The sequence below is a fragment of the Shinella zoogloeoides genome, from assembly GCF_022682305.1.
GTDB classification, from domain to species: domain Bacteria; phylum Pseudomonadota; class Alphaproteobacteria; order Rhizobiales; family Rhizobiaceae; genus Shinella; species Shinella zoogloeoides_B.
In genome coordinates this window covers 1,821,995-1,841,939 of sequence record NZ_CP093528.1, presented here as the reverse complement: position 1 = coordinate 1,841,939, position 19,945 = coordinate 1,821,995, and the positions used below count along the sequence as shown (strand labels likewise).

22 protein-coding genes and 1 pseudogene are annotated in these 19,945 nt (G+C 62.9%); 8 read left to right on the top strand and 15 right to left on the bottom strand.

Annotated elements, in window-relative coordinates; all coding sequences use genetic code 11:
- Window positions 1–69 precede the first annotated feature (69 nt).
- From MOE34_RS09430 to MOE34_RS09420, 3 genes are all read right to left on the bottom strand, one after another.
- Window positions 70–759, bottom strand: a complete 690-nt coding sequence (locus MOE34_RS09430; protein WP_242223870.1) for a DUF599 domain-containing protein — start codon at window positions 757–759, stop codon at window positions 70–72.
- An 80-nt stretch (window positions 760–839) separates the two neighbouring features.
- The gene (locus MOE34_RS09425) at window positions 840–1,142 is read right to left on the bottom strand and encodes a type II toxin-antitoxin system RelE/ParE family toxin (RefSeq protein ID WP_242223142.1); all 303 of its coding nucleotides are present in this window, start codon (window positions 1,140–1,142) and stop codon (window positions 840–842) included.
- Window positions 1,139–1,414: a ribbon-helix-helix domain-containing protein gene (locus tag MOE34_RS09420; protein WP_242223140.1), complete on the bottom strand. Its 276-nt coding sequence runs from the start codon at window positions 1,412–1,414 to the stop codon at window positions 1,139–1,141. Before MOE34_RS09420 ends, MOE34_RS09425 begins: the two co-directional genes overlap by 4 nt.
- Before the next feature lie 607 nt (window positions 1,415–2,021).
- Between MOE34_RS09420 and MOE34_RS09415 the strand changes: the two genes are divergently transcribed.
- Complete coding sequence (locus MOE34_RS09415; RefSeq protein ID WP_242223138.1) at window positions 2,022–3,422, top strand: L-serine ammonia-lyase; 1,401 nt, start codon at window positions 2,022–2,024, stop codon at window positions 3,420–3,422.
- 73 nt (window positions 3,423–3,495) lie between these two features.
- On the top strand, window positions 3,496–3,933 hold the full coding sequence (locus MOE34_RS09410; protein ID WP_242223137.1) for a DUF1489 family protein: 438 nt from the start codon (window positions 3,496–3,498) through the stop codon (window positions 3,931–3,933).
- Window positions 3,934–3,939: 6 nt separating this feature from the next.
- Here the strand turns inward: MOE34_RS09410 and MOE34_RS09405 are convergent, their stop codons facing one another.
- From MOE34_RS09405 to MOE34_RS09380, 6 genes are all read right to left on the bottom strand, one after another.
- Window positions 3,940–4,212, bottom strand: a complete 273-nt coding sequence (locus MOE34_RS09405) for a hypothetical protein (RefSeq protein ID WP_242223135.1) — start codon at window positions 4,210–4,212, stop codon at window positions 3,940–3,942.
- 160 nt (window positions 4,213–4,372) lie between these two features.
- Window positions 4,373–5,845 carry an SPOR domain-containing protein gene (locus MOE34_RS09400; RefSeq protein ID WP_431522421.1) on the bottom strand — a complete coding sequence of 491 codons (1,473 nt, stop codon included), beginning with the start codon at window positions 5,843–5,845 and terminating at the stop codon, window positions 4,373–4,375.
- A 105-nt stretch (window positions 5,846–5,950) separates the two neighbouring features.
- Entirely contained in the window at window positions 5,951–6,712 is a 762-nt protein-coding gene (locus tag MOE34_RS09395; protein WP_242223133.1) for a hypothetical protein, read from the bottom strand.
- A gap of 219 nt (window positions 6,713–6,931) precedes the next feature.
- Window positions 6,932–7,531 carry a transglutaminase-like cysteine peptidase gene (locus tag MOE34_RS09390; protein ID WP_160784315.1) on the bottom strand — a complete coding sequence of 200 codons (600 nt, stop codon included), beginning with the start codon at window positions 7,529–7,531 and terminating at the stop codon, window positions 6,932–6,934.
- A gap of 469 nt (window positions 7,532–8,000) precedes the next feature.
- The gene (locus MOE34_RS09385; protein ID WP_242223132.1) at window positions 8,001–8,609 is read right to left on the bottom strand and encodes a PilZ domain-containing protein; all 609 of its coding nucleotides are present in this window, start codon (window positions 8,607–8,609) and stop codon (window positions 8,001–8,003) included.
- Between the two features lie 125 nt (window positions 8,610–8,734).
- The gene (locus tag MOE34_RS09380) at window positions 8,735–9,370 is read right to left on the bottom strand and encodes a PAS domain-containing protein (RefSeq protein ID WP_160784313.1); all 636 of its coding nucleotides are present in this window, start codon (window positions 9,368–9,370) and stop codon (window positions 8,735–8,737) included.
- A 293-nt stretch (window positions 9,371–9,663) separates the two neighbouring features.
- Here MOE34_RS09380 and MOE34_RS09375 point away from each other — a divergent pair, with 293 nt between their 5' ends.
- Window positions 9,664–10,407: a rhomboid family intramembrane serine protease gene (locus MOE34_RS09375; RefSeq protein WP_242223130.1), complete on the top strand. Its 744-nt coding sequence runs from the start codon at window positions 9,664–9,666 to the stop codon at window positions 10,405–10,407.
- A 185-nt stretch (window positions 10,408–10,592) separates the two neighbouring features.
- Window positions 10,593–11,021, top strand: coding sequence for a CBS domain-containing protein (locus MOE34_RS09370; protein WP_160784311.1), 429 nt, complete (start codon window positions 10,593–10,595; stop codon window positions 11,019–11,021).
- 75 nt (window positions 11,022–11,096) lie between these two features.
- Here MOE34_RS09370 and MOE34_RS09365 read toward each other — a convergent pair whose 3' ends face one another.
- From MOE34_RS09365 to folE, 3 genes are all read right to left on the bottom strand, one after another.
- Complete coding sequence (locus MOE34_RS09365; RefSeq protein ID WP_242223127.1) at window positions 11,097–12,059, bottom strand: patatin-like phospholipase family protein; 963 nt, start codon at window positions 12,057–12,059, stop codon at window positions 11,097–11,099.
- 364 nt (window positions 12,060–12,423) lie between these two features.
- Entirely contained in the window at window positions 12,424–12,876 is a 453-nt protein-coding gene (gene hisI / locus MOE34_RS09360; protein WP_242223125.1) for a phosphoribosyl-AMP cyclohydrolase, read from the bottom strand.
- On the bottom strand, window positions 12,877–13,488 hold the full coding sequence (folE, locus tag MOE34_RS09355; protein WP_242223122.1) for a GTP cyclohydrolase I FolE: 612 nt from the start codon (window positions 13,486–13,488) through the stop codon (window positions 12,877–12,879).
- A 333-nt stretch (window positions 13,489–13,821) separates the two neighbouring features.
- On the opposite strand from folE, the gene MOE34_RS09350 reads away from it, so the two are divergent.
- The 3 genes from MOE34_RS09350 (at window position 13,822) to MOE34_RS09340 (ending at window position 15,378) form a co-directional block, all read left to right on the top strand.
- Window positions 13,822–14,268, top strand: coding sequence for an iron-sulfur cluster assembly scaffold protein (locus tag MOE34_RS09350; protein ID WP_242223120.1), 447 nt, complete (start codon window positions 13,822–13,824; stop codon window positions 14,266–14,268).
- 204 nt (window positions 14,269–14,472) lie between these two features.
- The gene (yidD, locus tag MOE34_RS09345) at window positions 14,473–14,841 is read left to right on the top strand and encodes a membrane protein insertion efficiency factor YidD (RefSeq protein WP_242223119.1); all 369 of its coding nucleotides are present in this window, start codon (window positions 14,473–14,475) and stop codon (window positions 14,839–14,841) included.
- Window positions 14,842–14,844: 3 nt separating this feature from the next.
- Complete coding sequence (locus MOE34_RS09340) at window positions 14,845–15,378, top strand: DUF1697 domain-containing protein (RefSeq protein WP_242223116.1); 534 nt, start codon at window positions 14,845–14,847, stop codon at window positions 15,376–15,378.
- Here MOE34_RS09340 and MOE34_RS09335 read toward each other — a convergent pair.
- From MOE34_RS09335 to MOE34_RS09325, 3 genes and pseudogenes are all read right to left on the bottom strand, one after another.
- A complete protein-coding gene (locus MOE34_RS09335; protein ID WP_242223114.1) occupies window positions 15,373–15,954 on the bottom strand; it encodes a methyltransferase family protein in 582 nt (193 codons plus the stop codon). The two genes, MOE34_RS09340 and MOE34_RS09335, sit on opposite strands and share 6 nt — an antisense overlap.
- Window positions 15,955–16,056: 102 nt before the next feature.
- Window positions 16,057–16,533, bottom strand: a complete 477-nt coding sequence (locus MOE34_RS09330) for a hypothetical protein (RefSeq protein WP_242223112.1) — start codon at window positions 16,531–16,533, stop codon at window positions 16,057–16,059.
- A 949-nt stretch (window positions 16,534–17,482) separates the two neighbouring features.
- Window positions 17,483–17,617 (bottom strand): annotated as a pseudogene (locus MOE34_RS09325) (YegP family protein); the annotation flags it as partial.
- Between the two features lie 314 nt (window positions 17,618–17,931).
- Between MOE34_RS09325 and thrS the strand changes: the two are divergent.
- On the top strand, window positions 17,932–19,905 hold the full coding sequence (gene thrS, locus MOE34_RS09320) for a threonine--tRNA ligase (RefSeq protein WP_242223110.1): 1,974 nt from the start codon (window positions 17,932–17,934) through the stop codon (window positions 19,903–19,905).
- Window positions 19,906–19,945: the final 40 nt, after the last annotated feature.

The following is a 19,945-nucleotide window of genomic DNA, read 5'->3' as shown; positions in this document are numbered from 1 at the left end:
GGTCCATAGCAGAATGTCACGCCAAGCTTGCGCCGGGCGGATGGCCGAAAGGAGGCCGTCAGGGATTTGTCAGTCGAGGTTTTCGAGCACCGCGAGGCGTGCTTCGGAATAGAACTGCCGGCGGATGAGGACGATGATGATGCCGACGGTCGTCATGATGAACAGATAGGGGCTGACGAACCAGCCGAGATAGCCGATCGACAGGAAGATGGCGCGAAGCCCCTTGTTGAAATGCTTCGCGGCAAGGATGTTCATACGGATGACCTTGTCGGCGGCAAGATCGGCGCCGGCAGGGTCCTTGTGGACGTCGCCGCTCATCGGCATCGCGCCGAGCAGGATGGTGCAATAGTTGAAGAGCCGGTAGGACCAGCCGAACTTGAAGAAGGCATAGCCGAAGATGATGGCAAGGCCGCCGACCTTCAGCTCGAAACCGGCGCGGCTGCCGCGGAAGAAATAGGGCAGATCGCTGAAGATCGCGAAAACCTGTTCCGTCGCGCCGAGCAGGGCGAAGCAGGAGCCGAGCGCCAGCAGCGACGTGGAGGCGAAGAAGGCCGTCCCGTTCTGCAGGCCCGCCATGATCTGCGTGTCGATCATGCGCAGGTCCCGGTGCATGGCGTTGCGGATCCACACCGCGCGCTGTGAACTCATGGCGCGCGTGAGGCTGACCCGGTCGAGGAAACGTGCCCGGTCCGTGATCCAGGAATAGCCCATCCACAGGGCGATAAAGAGGGCAAGGGCGGTGAGGTCCGGGGTGCTCATGACCGAGCGTTGTGCCATGGATTGCGTATTTTGCAAGCGTTTCGGCGCACCGGCCCTCCGCCGTCGAAAGCAGAAGGGTGCTATCGGGAGGAGGAGAATTCCTGCCCGCCTGCAAGGATGCGCAGGATTACCACGTCGTATGCCTCAACTATGAATGCGACACTGATATTGCGCTCGAATCCGACAACGCGCAGGCCGGGGCGAACTTCATCTCGCACCGTGCCACGCTCGGGATACATGTCGAACGACGAGAGAAAGCCCGCGATACGCTCGATGTAGCGATCGGCGGTAGCGGCTGAGGCGGAACGTGTCTCGACATAGTCATGGATATGAACGAGGTCCGTCTCCGCTTCCGGCGATAGTCGAACCTTGTAATGCTTCACCGGCTTTTTGCCTTTGCAATGCGCGCGCGAACATTCGCCATACCCTGATCCAGCGGCACTGTCCGTGTCGGGTCGTTCTTGTGTGCGTCGTAGGCGGGGGCAACTTCGTCGCGTAGCCAGCGTTCCACCACGGCGTCACGAGCCGCCAGCGTGCGAAGACCGTCGCGGATAACCTCGCTTTCGGAGGCATATTCACCGGATGCCACCTTGGCCTTGACCATTTCGGCCATTTCGATGGGCAGGGTGATGCTGAGGGATTGCGTTGTGCGCATGGCGTTCACTCTCTTTGATATCTTGTACCATGCGGCACGATTTAATCCTACCGCTCTTGATGGCGATCACGGCCTGCAAGCCCGATCTGCAAGAATGTGTGGAGTGCATTCAGACCTTGGGCAAAACGGAGGCGGCGGGATGGAGGCGCAACTGTCTGATTTTGCGACAGGTCATGCGCTGGACGCGGGTCTCCCATGACACCCGCGCCTTGGTTTCGCCATTTTTCGCGATTGCGGTTTCATAAATTCTTCATTAAACAGGGCCTCACGCAGCGCCCGGATGGCGGCTGCAACGATATCTTCCATCGGGGAAATCATGGAAAGCACTGTTCAGAAATCCTGCTGGGGCGTCACCGCTCGTGCAGTCCTCGGTTTTGGCGCCGTTCTGGTCATCGCCTATCTCTTCGGCGGCATCTGAAAACACAGGTCAATCGTCCTTACATTAACAGCGCGCCCCTCCCAGGCGCGCTGTTTTTGTTTTAAGACTTGCCGGAGGGGGATGTCGCGCTCGTAAAAACCGATGTCGGGAGACCGCCATGGGAGCGTGGCAGGATAACGTAGCCTCAAGGGTCAAAGCGCCCGCCGAGGCAAGGGAGAAGTCCAGGCAATGTTTCTTTCGGTTTTCGATGTTTTCAAGATCGGTATCGGGCCGTCGAGCTCCCATACGATGGGGCCGATGTCGGCGGCGAACCGCTTTCTGGACCTGATTCTTTCCTCCGACTGGCCACGTCCGGCCGGCGCGCATGTCGCCGCCGTCCGCATGAGCCTGCACGGCTCGCTCGCCTATACGGGCATCGGCCACGGTTCCGACCGCGCGGTCATCCTCGGCCTCATGGGCGAACGTCCCGATTCGGTCGATCCGGACCGCATGGACGCGATCATCGAGGAGGTCGAGCGCACCGGTCGCATCACGCCGCCCGGCCATCCGGGCTATGCCTTCCAGCCGAAGACCGACCTGATCTTCGACAAGAAGAACCCGCTGCCCGGCCATGCCAACGGCATGACCTTCTCGGCCTATGACCGTGACGACCGCCTGCTCCTCAAGCGCATCTATTACTCCGTCGGCGGCGGTTTCGTCGTCACCGACACGGAGCTGGAGCAGATGCGCGCCAGCAAGGCGCGCTCCAGCGACAAGAAGGTGCCGTTCCCCTTCGCCTCCGCCAGGCAGATGCTGGACATGGCGGAGCGCTCGGGCATGACCATCGCGCAGATGAAGCGCGCGAACGAGGAAGCCACCATGTCGCGCGAGGAGCTGAATGCCGGCCTCGACCGCATCTGGGAGGCGATGAAGAGTTGCATCGACCGGGGCCTGAAGAACGAGGGCATCATGCCGGGCGGCCTGAAGGTGCGTCGCCGCGCGCGCTCCATCCATGACAAGCTGCAGGAGGAGTGGCGTTCCAACAAGGCGAACCCGCTGCTCGCCAACGACTGGCTCTCCGTCTACGCCATGGCCGTCAACGAGGAGAATGCCGCCGGCGGCCGCGTCGTCACCTCACCAACCAACGGCGCTGCCGGTGTCGTGCCTGCCACGATCCGCTATTACCTGCATTTCCATGAGGATGCCGACCAGGACGGCATCCGCGACTACCTGCTGACGGCCGCCGCCGTCGGCGGCATCATCAAGCACAATGCCTCGATCTCGGGCGCCGAGGTCGGCTGTCAGGGGGAGGTGGGGTCCGCCTCCGCCATGGCCGCCGCCGGCCTTGCCGCCGTCATGGGCGGTTCGCCGGAACAGGTGGAGAATGCCGCCGAGATCGCGCTGGAACATCATCTCGGCATGACCTGCGATCCGATTGCCGGCCTCGTGCAGGTTCCCTGCATCGAGCGCAACGCGCTCGGCGCGGTCAAGGCGGTGACGGCCGCCTCGCTCGCCATCAAGGGCGACGGCACGCATTTCGTGCCGCTCGACGCCTGCATCGAGACGATGCGCCAGACGGGCGTCGACATGAACGAGAAGTACAAGGAAACCTCCACCGGCGGCCTTGCCGTCAACGTGGTGGAGTGCTGACCGGGCGTCCTTGGCTGTGGAGTGCGACACGGCGGCCCCTTGACCGGGCCGTCGCAAGGGCGTTCAAAGGGGCATGGCCCTGCATCTCCTCAAACTCTGTGTCGGCGCGGACTCGATCGACGATCTGCGTGAATGGGTATCCGAGCGCTCGCTGATCGCGATGGCGGCGGGCATGGAGCCGCATTCCAGCCATATCACCCGAATGATCCCCAAGCGCGACGCGGAGCTGCTCGACGGCGGGTCGCTCTACTGGGTGATCAAGGGACAGGTGCAGGCCCGGCAGCAATTGCTCGGCATCAAGGCCTTCACGGATTCGAACGGCATCTCGCGCTGTGAACTCGTTCTCGGGCCGGAAGTGATCGAAACCGAGCTTCAGCCTCGCCGCGCCTTCCAGGGATGGCGCTATCTGACCGAAGACGACGCGCCGCGCGATCTCAAGGACATGGGCGAGGGCGCCGCGGACCTGCCGCTGGAACTGCGCCGGGAACTGGCCGAACTCGGCCTTCTCTGAAGACTTCTAGCGAAGACGCAGGCGAACCGGATAACGGCGCTCGCTGGCGCCGACATGCAGGTGGATGCCGGCGGCGGGCTGGCCGGAGCGCCAGGCGCGTGCCCCATGCGCCAGCAGCATGCCAACGAGATCCTTCGTCCTGTTGCGCGAACGGCCAAGCCCGATATCCGCGATCCGCATCGCCGCCTCGTGCAGCGGATGGAGCGTGCCCTTCAGCGACTTGCGCTTTTCGTCGCGCGCTGCGGGGGGGACATCGAACATGTTCTCGTTCATCGCCATGATCTGCCTCGTACGCAATACCCAATCGAGGATGGCAGAGCCTTTTGAAGGGCTTGCCGGCCTTCCCCCGCGACCTCCGGTACGCAATACCTCACCGGTGGCCGTTGCGGGTGCAAGGCGGTAGTTCGGGACGCGCCGCTGACGGCGCGGTCCGGTGTTCTTACTGCTGGCTGGCCCAGCAGGCGAAGCCCTTGCGCTTCAGCACCTTGCAGGCGGCCGCCGCGCGATCCTGGTTGTCGAAGCCGCCGAAACGGGCGCGGAAGAGCTGTTCGCTGCCGCTATTGACCGCCACGGTGAAGGGTTTGGCGCTGGAGAGCGACTTGCCGCCCTGGTTCTGCGCCTTTTCGAGCAGCTTGTTGGCCTGGTCCCGGTCCGGCGTCGCGCCGATCTGGATCACCCAGCCCGAGGGCGTGGCTTCGGAAACGGCAGAGGTGGTCAGGTTGTCGACGATGCTGTTGGTGGTGTCGACCTCACCCGTCAGGTCTTCCTGCGGAACGACGGCGGCGCGCTGGACCTTGAGGGTGGCGGCGAGCGCGCGCTTGCCGACGACTTCCGAGCTGCTTTCGGTGGTGGCATAGGCCGTTTCGATGCGACCTTCATTGTAGCGGCCGGCCGGGACCGGGCCGTTTTCCGGCAGGTCGAGGCTTCCCTTGATCGAAGCTGCGGAGGCGGTGACGGCCGTCGTTGCGACATCCGCCGTCAGCGTCGGGGCATCCTCGGTCTGGGCGATCAGGTCGCCGCCGCCACGGCGCGAAGCCTTCGGCATGTAGGCGGCGATCAGCTTGCGCATCTGCTGGTCGCGGGCGCCGCCCGAACGGCCGCCCATGACGACACCGACGACGCTTCGGCCATCGGCCATGGCCGAGGTCACGAGGTTGTAGCCCGAGGCGCGGGTATAGCCGGTCTTGATGCCATCGACGCCGCGCACGCTGCCGAGCAGGCGGTTATGACCGTTGATGACCTGCTTGCCGAAGCGGAAGCTGCGGGTGGAGAAGAAGGAATAGTACTGCGGGAAATGCTGGCGCAGCGCGATGCCGAGGCGGGCCTGGTCGCGCGCCGTCGTCACCTGCGCCGTGTTGGGCAGGCCGTTGGCGTTGCGATAGACGGTGCGCGTCATGCCGAGCGCGCGGGCCTTCTGCGTCATCAGGCGGGCGAAGCGTTCTTCCGAGCCGCCGAGGAATTCGGCGAGCGCCGTGGAGGCGTCGTTCGCCGAGCGGGTGATGAGGCCGAGGATGGCCTGTTCCACCGTGATGGAATTGCCGGGGCGCACGCCAAGCTTGGTCGGCGGCTCGCTCGAGGCGTTCCTGGAGAAGGGCACACGGGAATTGAGGCTGATCTTGCCGGCTTCGAGCGCCTCGAAGGTCAGGTACAGCGTCATCATCTTGGTGAGTGAAGCCGGATAGCGCAGTTCGTCGGCGTCTTCGCTGTAAAGCACCTTGCCCGTCTTGGCGTCGATGACGATGCCGGAATATTTCGGCGCGGCGGCCGCCGGGGCGGCGAAGGCGACGGTGGCGACCATCCCGATCATCGCCAGACCTTTCGCCGCATTGGCAATAGCCTTACAGGAGCGGGGGAGGAAATCGAGGATTGCGGAACGGGACACTACGTTACTCTTCAGTCTCGGATTGCACATGTCGTTCGGGCGGCGTCTGCCGGAGCGACCGTTTCGGGCACAGTAGCGGCACAGCGTTACCAATCGGTTTATGATGAATCATTGGTTTCTGAGATTGGTGCTGTTTTATCGGGAGCGGATGGCGGAAGCTGCGCGGCCGTTTTCGACCAGGGACCGGCCGAGATAGTCGCGAACGCGCGCCTCCATGGCCTGCCACTGCGGCAAAAGTCTGCTCGAAAAACGGTAGAGCACGGAAAGATCGCGGCCGATGTGGATATCGCGCTGGCAATCGGCGCTCGTCGACTGCGCATCGTCGGCCGGGATCATGCAGCGCACCGCATAGTCGGAGCCGTCGGGCAGGATGCCGGTGAAGAAAACCTCGCCGCCATAGCCGGAATTTTCCTTCAGCGGCTGGCGGGTGAGGCCGGCAGGCCCCGGTTCGGGGCGGTCGTCGAAGAGATGGCTGTAGATCGGCTCCAGCCGGCCGGACATGTCCCGCGACATGGTGCTCTGTGAAAGATTGAGGAAAATCAGGCTCTCGGGATGGTTCGCATCATTGAAGCGCGCGCGCTCGCCGTTGGAGTAGCCGTTCATTTCAGGCCAGGTCAGATAGAGATCGACGCGCTCGGCGCGGCCGGTGTGGCGCTCTTCCTCGAAGCGGATCGTGTTGGCCGGCAGGCGGATCTGGTCCTGTCCGATGACGATGTCGATCGCCGCCGTGCTCTCGGTGTGCCCGGCAAGGGCGATGCGTTCGCCGAGCATGCGGCCGCCGACGCTGATCGCCACCGTCAGGCCCGCGAGCATCGCGACGCCGACGGTCAGGCGCGTGAGGAAGCGGTTGGAGATGAGCGGGGCATGTTCTTCGTTGCCGGTCGTTACCGCAGCCATTCTCGCCTCGCGCCGATTCCCGTCCGTGTGGGGATTTTTCAGGAGCGTCTGCGAACAGGGTTAATTTTTGGTTGAGATGCGGCCGGGCGAGGGGGCGGAAAAGAAAGCGGCCGGTTCCGGGACAGGAGAACCGGCCGCAGGGCCTTGGTCGGGGACGGGGATTGGGGGACTGACCGGGCCCTTTTTCGTGCCCGGCGGTGTCGCCGGGCAAGTCGTGGATTACTTGACGCTACCGACAGCTTCGGCGCGGCCGTCCTGCAGCTTCACCCACTTGCCGGAATTGGCCGAGGACTGGCGCTTGAGGAAGCGGTATTCGGTTTCAGACCAGAGCAGGACCTTGTTGCGCATGTTGTCGAGCACGAAGTCGCCGCGATCGGTGCGCACGGTGAGCACGGCATGGCCTTCGCCGTTGGGTTGCAGCACGACGGTGATCAGCAGGTTGGACGGAGAAATGCCGGCTTCCATCAGGTGCTTGCGCTTGATGAGGACGTAGTCCTCGCAGTCCGCCGCGCCGTCCGGGTAGGTCCACTTTTCCTCCGTGCCGTAGATTTCCATGTCGGTCATCGGCACGTAGTCGGTGTTGGCGGCGTAGTTGACGTTGAGGATGGTCTGCCAGTTTTCCTGCGTCAGCTTGAGCGGGCCGTCGTCCTTGCCGTTGGGGCCGCATTCGTCGCTGTACTGCTTGCAGAATTCGTAATGGCCGATGGGCTGGTTGGTCGCGCCGGCCAGCGGCGTGTTCGCCGGCAGCGCCATGGCGGCCTGCGCTGCGACAAGAGAGAAGAGGAAGGCAAGCGTCCCTGTCTTGATCGTTTTTGTCATTGTGTTTGTCCCCGTTTGATGAGGTCACAATGACACGTATGTTTTGATCCTACGCGAAAAGCCGAAGTATAACTTAGTTCAAATCAAGATCGCATAAGTACAAAATAAGAATAAAATTCGAAATTGATTTTATCTGTATTTGAATCGCTTTTGATTAAAAATTGAATGAAATACCTGCGCCGGATAGGTTGGCGATTTCATGCCATATATTTGATTTTACGGGGATTTTCTGCGGAAAAATGGCGTGGTCTCGGTCGTTCTGTCGCTTACTGCGGCGCCTGTTTCGCGGCGTAGCGTCGGCTGCCGCAATGCTTGGTGGAGATCGTGCTTGTCTCGCGAGCGTGCAGGACGGTCGGGGATCGATTTGGCGGGCGCAGATTTTTTTGATTCTTTTGAGGCCGGCCTGAAACAGCAAAAGGCCCCGTGGGGCCTTTTCGAAACGGTTACGGCTGTCGATCGTCCTGAAACGCTACAGGAACGAGGTTAGCGCCTCGCGGGATTGGACGGAGGAGAATTCGATGGCGACGCCTTCCTGGAAGTGGCGCACGACCTTGCCTTTCATGCTGCCGAGCTGCACCGGGGTGCCGAGCGCCGGGCGCACGTCGATATCCACCGCGGCGCCGGAAAGCGAGAGGTCGATGATGCGGCAGGGGTAGCGCCGCCCGTCGTCGAGCGTCAGGTCGGTCCGCGTGTTGCGCGGGGTGAGGCGGTCGTGGCGGCGGTCTTCCGGCAGGCCGAGCTCGTGCTTGTTGGCGATCCAGGTGAGCTGGGCGGCGAGCTTTTCCCGCTTGCGGTCCGTGGCGTTGAGCTGGATGGCGAAGCCCTGGTCGCCGAGAAGGGCGACGGTGCCCTCGATGCGGCCGAGGTGGTCGACATAGGCGATGATGCGCTCGCCCATGCGGGGGCGCGCGGTGCAGACGAAGCTGGCGTCGCCCGGCGACATGTCGATGACGGTGCAGTCGTATTCGTCGTGGCTGGCGAGCATCAGGCGGCCGGAAAGATTCACCGCGACGCGCTGGAAGCTGCGCTGGTCGGGCTGGGGTTTCCGGGCGGGCGTTGCTTGCTGAAAGGAATACATGAACACGCGAGCCTGATCATCCAAACTGTTTCCAAGCTTTAACCTTTCGAGGTTAACAGAAGGTTTGCCGCAACTGGAAATATCGCCACGGGCCGGCATTCGCGCGGTTTGTCCTGGCTGTGCCCTTACGTTTCCTCGGGCCGCCGGCCGCCCTCGAAGATGCGCAGGTGCATGACCTGGCTGACCTTCTGGCCGAAACCGGCCGGCCGCATGGCCATGACGGAAGTCGGCACAGGGATTGCGGGGCGGTTGCCGGCAAGGTCGTGCATGCGGGCCGGGTCGATGACGGACAGGGATCCGAGCGTGGCATAGCGGAAGGCCGAAAGCGGCTGGCGCTGGCCGGGCAGGGGAGCGAAGGCGCCGATGATGCGGTCCGCCGTCCGGGCCGTCGTCGCGAGCGGCAGCAGCGCGATTTCCGCCTCGGTCGTGTCCAGCGCGCCGTCCACGAGCTGCACCCGCAGGACCGCGGGCATGGCCTGCGTCATGACGTTGTCTGCGACCTTCGCGATCCGGCCGCGCTGGTCGGGGGCGAAAAGTGCCGCGAAATCCAGCCCCTTAAGCTCCCGGCCGAACTGCGCGCACAGGCGCGTGCCGGCAAGCCGGAAGCAGGGAGGCTGCGGCTGGCCGCCCTCCAGAATGAAGACATCCGGCAGGATCGCCGCGATATCCGCCGGTTCGATGGCGCTGCGCAGCGGGACAGCGCGCTCGCCGCGCTGGCGTGTCCAATAATCGTAAAGCGCCGTCGCGGCCTTCGTCTGCATGGTCGTCTTCCTGTCCTGTCTGTTCCGTTACGGCACGCCCGGGGCGGCGAACGGTGCTGCTGACCAAGACGGAGCGAGTTTCGTGCCACCGCGATATTAAGGTTAACGATTGGTTTCGATTGCGCCTGGGGGCGGCTTGGGGAAGTATCCACTCATCCCTCCGCGAGGGAATGGTTTACTGCACATCGACTTCCGCCCCGGGGATTGGGGGCATCGGCCGTCAGCGAAAGCTGCACGGCCTTTCTTTTCTCTGTATAAGCGCGATTCTGTTTTATGAATTTGGTGGATCGGTCATGAGTGGCGACGACATCGGAGCGCAGGTGGGCGCGCCGGAAATCCGCAAGCGGGAACCAGCCTTCAACCTGCCGGGCAGCCTCGTCTTCATGCTGGGTCTGCTGACGCTGATCCATCTGGTACGCACCTATATCCTGTCGCCCTATACCGACGAGTTCGTGCTCCTGCGGTTCGCTTTCGTTCCGGCGCGCTACACCGTTCCGCTCGCCGATCAGGATCTCGGCTGGCTCTGGAGCCCGATCACCTATTCGCTGCTGCACGGCGGCTGGGAGCACCTGATCTTCAACGGCTTCTGGATGGTCGCCTTCGGTGCGCCGGTCGTGCGCCGCATCGGGCCTTTCCGCTTCTTCCTGTTCTGGTGTCTTTCCGCCGTGGCGGCCGTCGCCTTCCACACGGCACTGCACTGGGGAACGATGGTCCTCGTCGTCGGCGCTTCCGGTGTCGTGTCCGGCCTCATGGGGGCGGCCGCGCGGTTCGTCTTCTCGCCGAGCGGGCGCGTCAGCCGGCAGTTCGCCCATCTCAACCGGCGCCTCACAATTCGCGAGGCGCTTGCCAATCGCTCGGTCCTCGTCTTTTCCGGCATCTGGTTCCTCACCAATTTCCTCATCGGCGTGGGCCAGCTCTTCGGCCCGGTCGAAGGGGGCGCTGTGGCCTGGGAGGCGCATATCGGCGGCTTCCTCTTCGGCTTCCTCTTCTTCCCGCTGTTCGACGTGGTGACGGGCGAGGGCGGCCGCCGCGATTAACGATACTCCGCCGGACGTCTTGCAATCGCCTCCTTCGTAGCGCACCATGACATTGTTCCGGTTCGCGCATGCAGACCGGAATCGGGCAGCATCCTTCAGGAGGAAGGGGATGGCCCACGTACTGGCAGGGCATCCCTGCGCGGATGTCCCGCCTCTCAGCGTCATGATGCACACGGGAGGTACGCATGTATGTAAGGACGATACTGGACGAGAAAGGCCGCAACGTCGTGACCGGCGGCCCGCAGCTCACCGTAAGGCAGGCTGCCGTCTATCTTCATGAAAATCACATCGGCGCCATCGTCATCGTGGATCGCAACGACCGTATTTCGGGCATCCTGACCGAGCGTGACATCGTGGCCGCCATCGCCCGCAGCGGGGCCGAGTGCCTGGACAAGCCCATTTCCTCCATCATGTGGGGCAATGTCCATCGCTGCGACGAAGACCAGACCGTCGATGAACTCATGGAAATGATGAGCACCCTACGCGCCCGCCACATCCCCGTGGAGAAGGAAGGGCGCCTCGTCGGCATCATCTCGATCGGCGACGTGGTGAAATCCCACATCCGAGCCATCCAGCACGAGGCCGACGCCATCAAGGCCTATATCTCCGGCTGATCGACCGCCGGAACGGTTTCGGGCGGAACGATTCCCATCGCTCCGCCCGCTATATCTCTCCTTACGACGCGGTTTTCAACGCGCCATGACCACGTCCTGCATGCGCTTGATCTCGAAAATCCGCGCCTTCGCCTCCAGGTAGCCGCGGTCGATCGATTCACCGGCGCGGTGGAATTCCGACAGGCCGATATCCGACAGCTTCGGATGCAGCGCCAGGTCCGGCGGATCGCCGGCAAGACGCGCGCGGGAAATGCGGTCCTGGATGATGTTGAAGGACTGCACCATCACGCCCGTCAGGCCGAGGCGGGCGGCGCTATCTTCCTGCCGGTTCTCCTCGATCTTCTGCGGGCTGGCGCTGTGCTTGATCACGGCGGAACGGCCGTAGAGGTCGTAGTTGAGGTTGACGGCGACGACCAGCGGCTCCTCATGCGCGCGGCAGACCGATACCGGCACCGGGTTGACGAGGGCGCCGTCGACCAGCGTGCGGTTGTTGCACTTGATCGGCTCGAAGATGCCGGGCAGGGCATAGGAGGCGCGCAGCGCCGTGATCAGCGCCCCGCTGTTGATCCAGACCTCGTGGCCGCTGTTGACTTCCGTCGCCACCGCGACGAAGGGGCGATCGAGGTTCTCGATGGAGAGGTTCTCCAGGTGCTCCTGCATGCGCTTGGTCAGTCGCATGCCGCCGAAGAGGCCGGAGCCGCGGATGGTGAAATCGAGGAGGCTGGCGATGCGGCGCATCGTGAGCGAGCGGGCGAAGGCCTCCAGCTCGTCCAGCTTGCCGGCGAGATAACAGCCGCCCACCAGTGCGCCGATGGAGGTGCCCGCGATCATGCCGATCTCGACGCCCTCTTCCTCGAGCGCCCGGAGGACGCCGATATGTGCCCAGCCCCGAGCGGCACCGCCGCCGAGCGCCAGGGCTATCCTGGGTTTGCGCGGCACGGCCGGCGCGGGAATGTGGGACATGTCATTCATGGAAGGTCCGCCCGGATCCGATGCATCCGCTGTTACGAGACTGCGATTGAAACTCCAGTTCAGCATGCCGGACCTCCGTTACAGGAAGGAATTCGCAGTACGGCAAACGGTTCCGCTGCCGCAGCGCCTTCAGCAACACGATAGATGACAGGATAGTCGCACTGTGTGACGCGGGGAACTTTCGAGGCGAATTTCAGCCCCGAAGGGACGTTCTCCGCGTCCGGTCCAAACTGGAGAAGGGCGCTTGCCCGCAGGACCGTCGCCTCACCGGAGGTGGCGCTGGAAACCTTTCGTGACGCATGCGAGCGATGGGGTTCCATGTCCTGATCCACATGGCGGGGATACAGGCCGCCATGGAGATGATTAGGCGCCCGGGCCGGTTGCCAATTGGTGAATCCGTGCCGGAATGGAACGCTTTTCGCGCGGATGCTTAATTTTTGCTGTAGATCGCCGCCGGATCGAATTGCGGCTCGCCGCCGGTGATCGTCAGCACCGCGCCGTCCGGGCCGTTCGAGACCGTACGGTAGAAGCAGGACCGCCGGCCGGTATGGCAGGTGGCGTCGTGGCCGGCCACGGAGACCTTCAGCCAGACGGCGTCCTGGTCGCAGTCGGTCCGCAGTTCCACGACGGTCTGAAGATTGCCGGAGGTCTCGCCCTTCTTCCAGAGCGCCTTGCGCGAACGGCTCCAGTAGTGGGCGATTCCGGTTTCGATGGTGAGCGCCAGGGATTCGGCGTTCATATGGGCGACCATCAGCAGTTCGCCGTCCTTCGCATCCGTTACCACGGCGGTCACGAGGCCGTTGTCGTCGAAGCGGGGGGTGAAGGCCGAACCTGTTTCCAGTTCGGCCTTGTCCTTCGATGGGGTCTTGAAGACGAGGGGCATCTAGCTGCGGATCATCGTCATGAAGCGGACCTGCTCGGCCGGCTCGGTCTTGAAGGCGCCGGTGAAGGTGGTCGTCAGCGTCGTCGAACCCTGCTTCTGGATGCCCCGCATGGCCATGCACATATGCTCGGCCTCGATCATCACGGCGACGCCGCGCGGGTTCAGCGTTTCGTCGATGGACTTTGCGATCTGCGCCGTCATCGTCTCCTGCGTCTGCAGGCGGCGGCCGAAGATCTCGACCACGCGGGCGATCTTGGAAAGGCCCAGCACGCGGCCGCTCGGCAGGTAGGCGACATGCGCCTTGCCGATGATCGGCACCATGTGGTGCTCGCAGTGCGAGAAGAACGGAATGTCCTTCACCAGCACCATGTCGTCATAGCCGGCGACTTCCTCGAAGGTGCGGCCCAGCACATCCTCGGCGGCAAGGTCGTAGCCGGAGAACAGTTCGCGATAGGCCTTCGCTACGCGCTTGGGCGTATCGAGCAGGCCTTCGCGCTCCGGATCGTCGCCCGCCCAGCGAAGCAGGACGCGAACGGCATCCTCCGCCTCTTTCTGCGAGGGGCGGCCGGCTTCATCCTCGATGCGCGGAAAACTGGTGACTATGGCGTCCATGGACCCATTGACCTTTCTGCAGGTTACCTGACGTGTTTATCGGACTCGCCACTGGCCATTCGCCTAACCCTGCAGGCTTGGGTTCCGTTGGCGGGCTCCGGGGCTTTCGAGTCTTCGCTTAACAGTGCGATCGACCGTCCGGCACGGTTTCCCAAACAACAGGTGATCGGCTTGCTCCTTGCAAAACGCTCACCCCAATACGAGTTATCATATAGTATCGGGCGACCCCTGCGAAAGAGGCTTGCGGCGACACGCGATGCTTTTTTACCGACGACACCGGAATAATCTCCTCGGAACATTGAAGATTCCGCAAAAAACGCGGAAAACAGAGCCATGATGGATGATATCTACAACAGCCGTATCCTTGAATTCGCCGGCAACATCCCGCGCATCGGCACGCTGCCGGACGCGGACGCGGAGGCTGGCGCCCATTCCAAGCTCTGCGGCTCGCGGGTGAAGGTGTATCTCAAGCTCGACGGCGATACCGTCAGCGATTTCGCCCATGAGGTGAAGGCCTGCGCGCTCGGCCAGGCGTCGTCCTCGGTCATGGCGCGCCACGTGATCGGCGCGACCGTTGCGGAAATCCGCCAGGCGCGCGAGGACATGCTCGCCATGCTGAAGGCGGACGGCGAGGGGCCGACCGGCCGCTTCGAGGACATGCGCTTCCTGAAACCCGTCAAGGATTACAAGGCCCGCCACGCCTCCACCATGCTGACCTTCGACGCCGTGGTGGACGCCATCGGCCAGATCGAGGCCAAGCGGCTCGAAAAGGCCGGGTGAGGGCGGTGGTTGCCGCCTGCCCCTCATCCCGCTGCCGCGACCTTCTCCCCGCAAGCGGGGAGAAGGGAAATGCCGCGCTGCTTTGCCTTCAAGCCCGGCGGACGGTGGAGTGCCGGACATTGCCGCGGATCCCTTCTCCCTGCTTGCGGGGAGAAGGTGCCGGCAGGCGGATGAGGTGCATCTTTCCCCCGGATGGCACGGCCCATGTGTAAGGCCCCGGATTGCAACCACACCCCGGGGCGCCTGCACCACAGGGGCCGCAACTGGCGCGGGCCGTTCCGCAAGTCGCCGGGGCGGCTTTTCGGCATGGGGTTCATTCGCCTCTACCAGCTCACCCTGTCCGGCTTCATCGGCAATTCCTGCCGGCACCTGCCGACGTGCTCGGAATACGGCTACGAGGCCGTCGCGCGGCATGGGCTGTGGCGCGGCGGGTTCATGACGCTGTTTCGCGTCATGCGCTGCGGGCCGGGCGGCACGCATGGCTTCGATCCGGTGCCCGAGGCGCTGGAAAACCGGTTCCGATGGTGGGCGCCGTGGCGGCTCTGGCGCCTTTCCAAAGCGGAGCGCGGCTGAACGATGACGACCTATGTGGCGCTGCTGCATTCGATCGTCCTTGCGCCGGGCAAGCGGCTGGTGATGGCGGACCTGAAGGCGATGGCCGGGGAACTGGGTTTTCGCGAGCCCCGCACGCTGGTCGCCACCGGCAACATGATCTTCGAAGCCGAAGAGGCGCCGCTTGCCGAAATTGAGGAGCGGCTGGAGGCGTCGTTCCGGGCGCGTTTCGGCAAGCATGTCGATATCGTCCTGCGCCGGGCCGACGCCTTTCTCCGTCTTGCGGCGGGCAATCCCTTTCCCGAGGGCAATGCGCCGGACGTCGGCATCCGCGTCATGCGCCAGCCGCTTGGCGCCGATGTGCTGGCGAAACTCGAACGGCTCGCGACGCCCGAAATCCACCTTGCACTGGTCGATGGCGACCTCTGGATCGATTTTTCCGGTAAGCCGAACGAAACCCGGCTGCTCTCGCACCTGACGACGAAGAAGCTCGGGATCGGCACGCTGCGCAACGCCAACACCATCAACGGCCTCGCCGCCATGCTCGGCCGATCATAGCCAGCGGCGCACCCGCCCCGCATAGGCGCGGTAGGGCGCGCCGAGATCGTGTTCCAGAACCTTTTCCTCGATGCGCACCTGAAGCGAGACCGCCACGATGACGGCGGTCGCGAGCGCGAACTGGACGATATCCGGCCGGGCGATGAAGAAGCCGGCAAAGAGCGCGACCTGCCCGACGAAGACCGGGTTGCGCGACAGGCGGAACGGACCGGTATCGACGACGGCGCCGGAATGGCCTTCCACCGAGCCGATGCGCCAGGAGACGCCCATATGGTGCTGGGCGTGGATCGCGAAGAGCGCGCCAGCAAGGGCAAGGAAAAGGCCGGCGACACGCAGCGGCATGGGCGGGGTGGCAAATTCCGCGACCGGCGCGAAGCCGAAGGCGAGCAGCAGCGGATAAATCAGCCCGCCGGCGAAGGCGAGGCGGAAGAGCAGCGCCGGCAGGCCCTGCCGCCTGTCCCGGCCGAACAGCCAGACGGGCTGGCCGGCATCCCGCGCCGAACGGGCGGTGAGGGCAAGGAAGGCGGCGAGATAGATGCCCATGAGGATGGCGGCAGGAAGGGCGAGGGAAGGCATGACCGGATCTCCGTCTTGAAGGATGCGGCAAGCCTAATCCCTCTAGCGACTTGAGGTTCAAGCCCCGTCTGGACGCCCGTGCTCATCATCCTCACGGAAGCCTTAACGGCGCTGGCGGCGCCGGTGGGCGCAAGGGGATGCGGGCGGGGGCGGGGCCTGCGCGTCCTCCTCTTCGTCGTCTAACCTCTCCGCCTCCTCGTCCCATCTGTCGAGGTCCTCCTGCGTATAGCCGGCGGCGAGCAGTTCCTGGCGCTCGCGCTCGGCGAGTTCCCGCGCTGCGCAGTTGATGGCGCTCTGGGTGGCATCGTTCGTCACGCAGGGTGGAAACTGCTTGTAATGGGTGGTGGCGATTTCCTCCCGGGGCCAGCAGCCGGTGCAACACTTCGCTCGCCGGCATTTCGGAAGGCGGCAATCAAGGTGAAGGCCGGCAAAGGTGGCCGCCTCGCGAAAGAGCGGCTGCAGCCGCCACGTAAGCCTCTGGTGCCGCTTGTCCTCGGGAAGCTCCGAGCCGTAATACATCGCATCCTCCTTTCCGCGCCGGCCCTCTCCATCGACCGGGCGCGCCAAGACCACCCGCATGGTCTCCATCGGGTCTTTGAAAACTGTCCGGAGAACCGCGCGAAAGCGTTGCCTCTCTGGTTATGGATGTGGTGGCTTCGCTTTCGCGCGGCCCAGGCGTTCTTCGGAGACGGTCCGGTCTCCTTCAGGCGGGGAGCTGCTTCGCTGCACAGAGTGCCGGCGTATATGCCTTGTCCGAAAACCGCTGACGCACTTTTCGGGGACATGCGCTGCACGCTGCTTGCATGGCGGACCCAAACCGACCCCGCAAGACCCGGGGAAGGGGGAAGCCTGTTGCGACGGAAGCTTTCACTCCCGCAGCGCTCCTCGCCTCTTCCGCCCCTGCCGTACGTTTCGACAGAACACGAAAGCGCCTCCTCCCGCCCGCATCGACACGTTACGCGATCCGTCCGGCGGCGGAAGGAGGCTCAGGATACGGCAGGTTTTGGGGGCGGGGAAAACATGTAAGCATTTTTTCGCACATCTTCTAATTTGATGGCTGTATCACTGTTGCTGTTTCTCCTCTTCAAAATTGATTCACATCAAAGAGTTAAATGTATATCTAGAAATTTATATTGAGTAGATTCGCCAAGGCCGCGAGTGCTGAAAGAGCAATCGCTCCGATGAGTGCGCCGGCTGCGTGATTAAAAATCCATAGAAGTGTATTTTTAGCGTTTTGCCAAATATGATTCGGCCGAACATTTTTTTTATTTCTATCCGTGTGAAGTTGCAGAATCTCATATTTTGCTACCTCAAGTTCTTCTTCGGAAAAATGACCAACGTTGTTGGCCTCCCGAATACTCTCTTCCAGTTTTTGGATTGCATTTCGAAATTCTTTGGATGCTTCAGAGTTATGGTCTACGCTAACGATCCGATCCGGCTCCGGAATAACGGCGTTTTCGAGCCGGCGTTTGAGATCGCGTGCCATTTCGAGTGGGGTATCACGGTGCATGTCGGCGATAGCGTTGTTAACGCTCTTTATGGAATTTTGAGCTTCAATTTTGCTGGGGTATCCCTTTGAACTCCATAATATCTCGGAATTATATTTAAATCTAAGGTGGTATTGGCTGGATCTATCTTTGTATATTTCGAAGGCGTGACTCACGTTCTACTCCAATTTTTTCCTTCTTTTCCGAAATTCCTGGCGCCTGCTCAATTTAAGACGTGATCCGGCCTTGGAAGGCTGGTGATCTGAAACATGAACACATCTCTGGCGCGTCCTCAAAGGGATACGCTGCAATCCTTCGGGGCGTGTCTTGCCCCTAATGTTACTTCAATCCGGCTGGCGACATAATCCTATCCTCTTCCAATCCCCCCGATTTCCCCGTATACCGCAGGCGCTTACGTGCCGGAATCCCCGGCCTTTTCCCTTCGCATACCACCCGCATTCGTTGGCGGGACTGGATAGGAGATTTTTGAATGTCTGCACCTGTTTCCCTGACTTTTCCCGATGGTTCCGTCCGCGAATATCCCGCGGGCTCGACCGGGCGTGACGTGGCCGAGGCGATTTCCAAGTCGCTGGCCAAGAAGGCGATCGCGATTGCGCTCGATGGCGAGCTGCGCGATCTCTCCGATACCGTTTCGAACGGCCGGATCGAGATCGTCACCCGCGAGGACGACCGCGCGCTTGAACTCATCCGCCACGACGCCGCCCATGTGATGGCCGAGGCCGTGCAGGAGCTTTGGCCCGGCACGCAGGTGACGATCGGCCCGGTCATCGATAACGGCTTCTACTACGACTTCGCCAAGGACGAGCCCTTCACGCCCGACGATCTGCCGAAGATCGAAAAGCGCATGAAGGAGATCATCCAGCGCAACAAGCCTTTCACCAAGGAAGTCTGGTCGCGCGACAAGGCCAAGGAGGTCTTCTCCTCCAAGGGCGAGAAGTACAAGGTCGAGCTGGTCGATGCGATCCCCGAGGGGCAGGACCTCAAGATCTACTACCAGGGCGACTGGTTCGACCTGTGTCGCGGCCCGCACATGGCTGCGACCGGCCAGATCGGCACGGCTTTCAAGCTGATGAAGGTCGCGGGCGCCTATTGGCGCGGCGATTCGAACAATCCGATGCTGACGCGCATCTACGGCACCGCCTGGCGTACGCAGGAGGAGCTCGACACCTATCTCAACATCCTCGCCGAAGCCGAGAAGCGCGACCATCGCCGCCTCGGCCGCGAAATGGACCTGTTCCATTTCCAGGAGGAAGGGCCGGGCGTCGTTTTCTGGCACGGCAAGGGCTGGCGCATGTTCCAGACGCTCGTCGCCTATATGCGCCGTCGTCTCGCCGGCACCTATGAAGAAGTGAACGCGCCGCAGGTGCTCGACAAGTCGCTGTGGGAAACCTCGGGACACTGGGGCTGGTACCGCGACAACATGTTCAAGGTGACGGTCGCCGGCGACGAGACGGACGACGAGCGCGTCTTTGCGCTGAAGCCGATGAACTGCCCGGGCCATGTGCAGATCTTCAAGCATGGCTTGAAGTCCTATCGCGAACTGCCTGTCCGCCTTGCGGAATTCGGTAACGTGCATCGTTATGAGCCTTCCGGTGCGCTGCACGGGCTGATGCGCGTGCGCGGCTTCACGCAGGACGACGCGCATGTCTTCTGCACCGACGAGCAGATGGCGGCCGAATGCCTGCGCATCAACGACCTGATCCTGTCGGTCTACAAGGACTTCGGCTTCGACGAGGTCGTCGTGAAGCTCTCCACCCGTCCGGAAAAGCGCGTCGGTTCCGATGCGCTGTGGGACCGGGCGGAAAGCGTCATGATGGACGTGCTGAAGACCATCGAGGCGCAGTCCGGCGGGCGGATCAAGACCGGCATCCTGCCGGGCGAGGGCGCGTTCTACGGGCCGAAGTTCGAATATACGCTGAAGGACGCCATCGGCCGCGAATGGCAGTGCGGCACCACGCAGGTCGACTTCAACCTGCCGGAGCGCTTCGGCGCCTTCTATATCGACCAGGCGTCGGAAAAGCGTCAGCCCGTCATGATCCATCGCGCCATCTGCGGCTCGATGGAGCGCTTCCTCGGTATTCTCATCGAGAACTTCGCCGGGCACATGCCGCTCTGGATCGCGCCGATGCAGGTGGTCGTCGCGACGATCACCTCCGAGGCGGACGATTATGCCCGCGAAGTGGCCGACAAGCTGCGTGACGCCGGCATGACCGTCGAGGTCGATACCCGCAACGAGAAGATCAACTACAAGGTCCGCGAGCATTCCGTGACCAAGGTTCCGGTCATCATCGTCTGCGGCAAGCGCGAGGCGGAGGAACGCTCCGTCAACATCCGTCGCCTCGGTTCTCAGAACCAGACGGCGATGTCGCTGGACGAGGCCATCGAGGCGCTATCGCTGGAGGCGATGCCGCCGGACCTCAAGCGCAAGCTGGGCAAGGCCTGATAGAATTCGGCCCCGGAGCGGTTCACCGCTCCGGGACCGG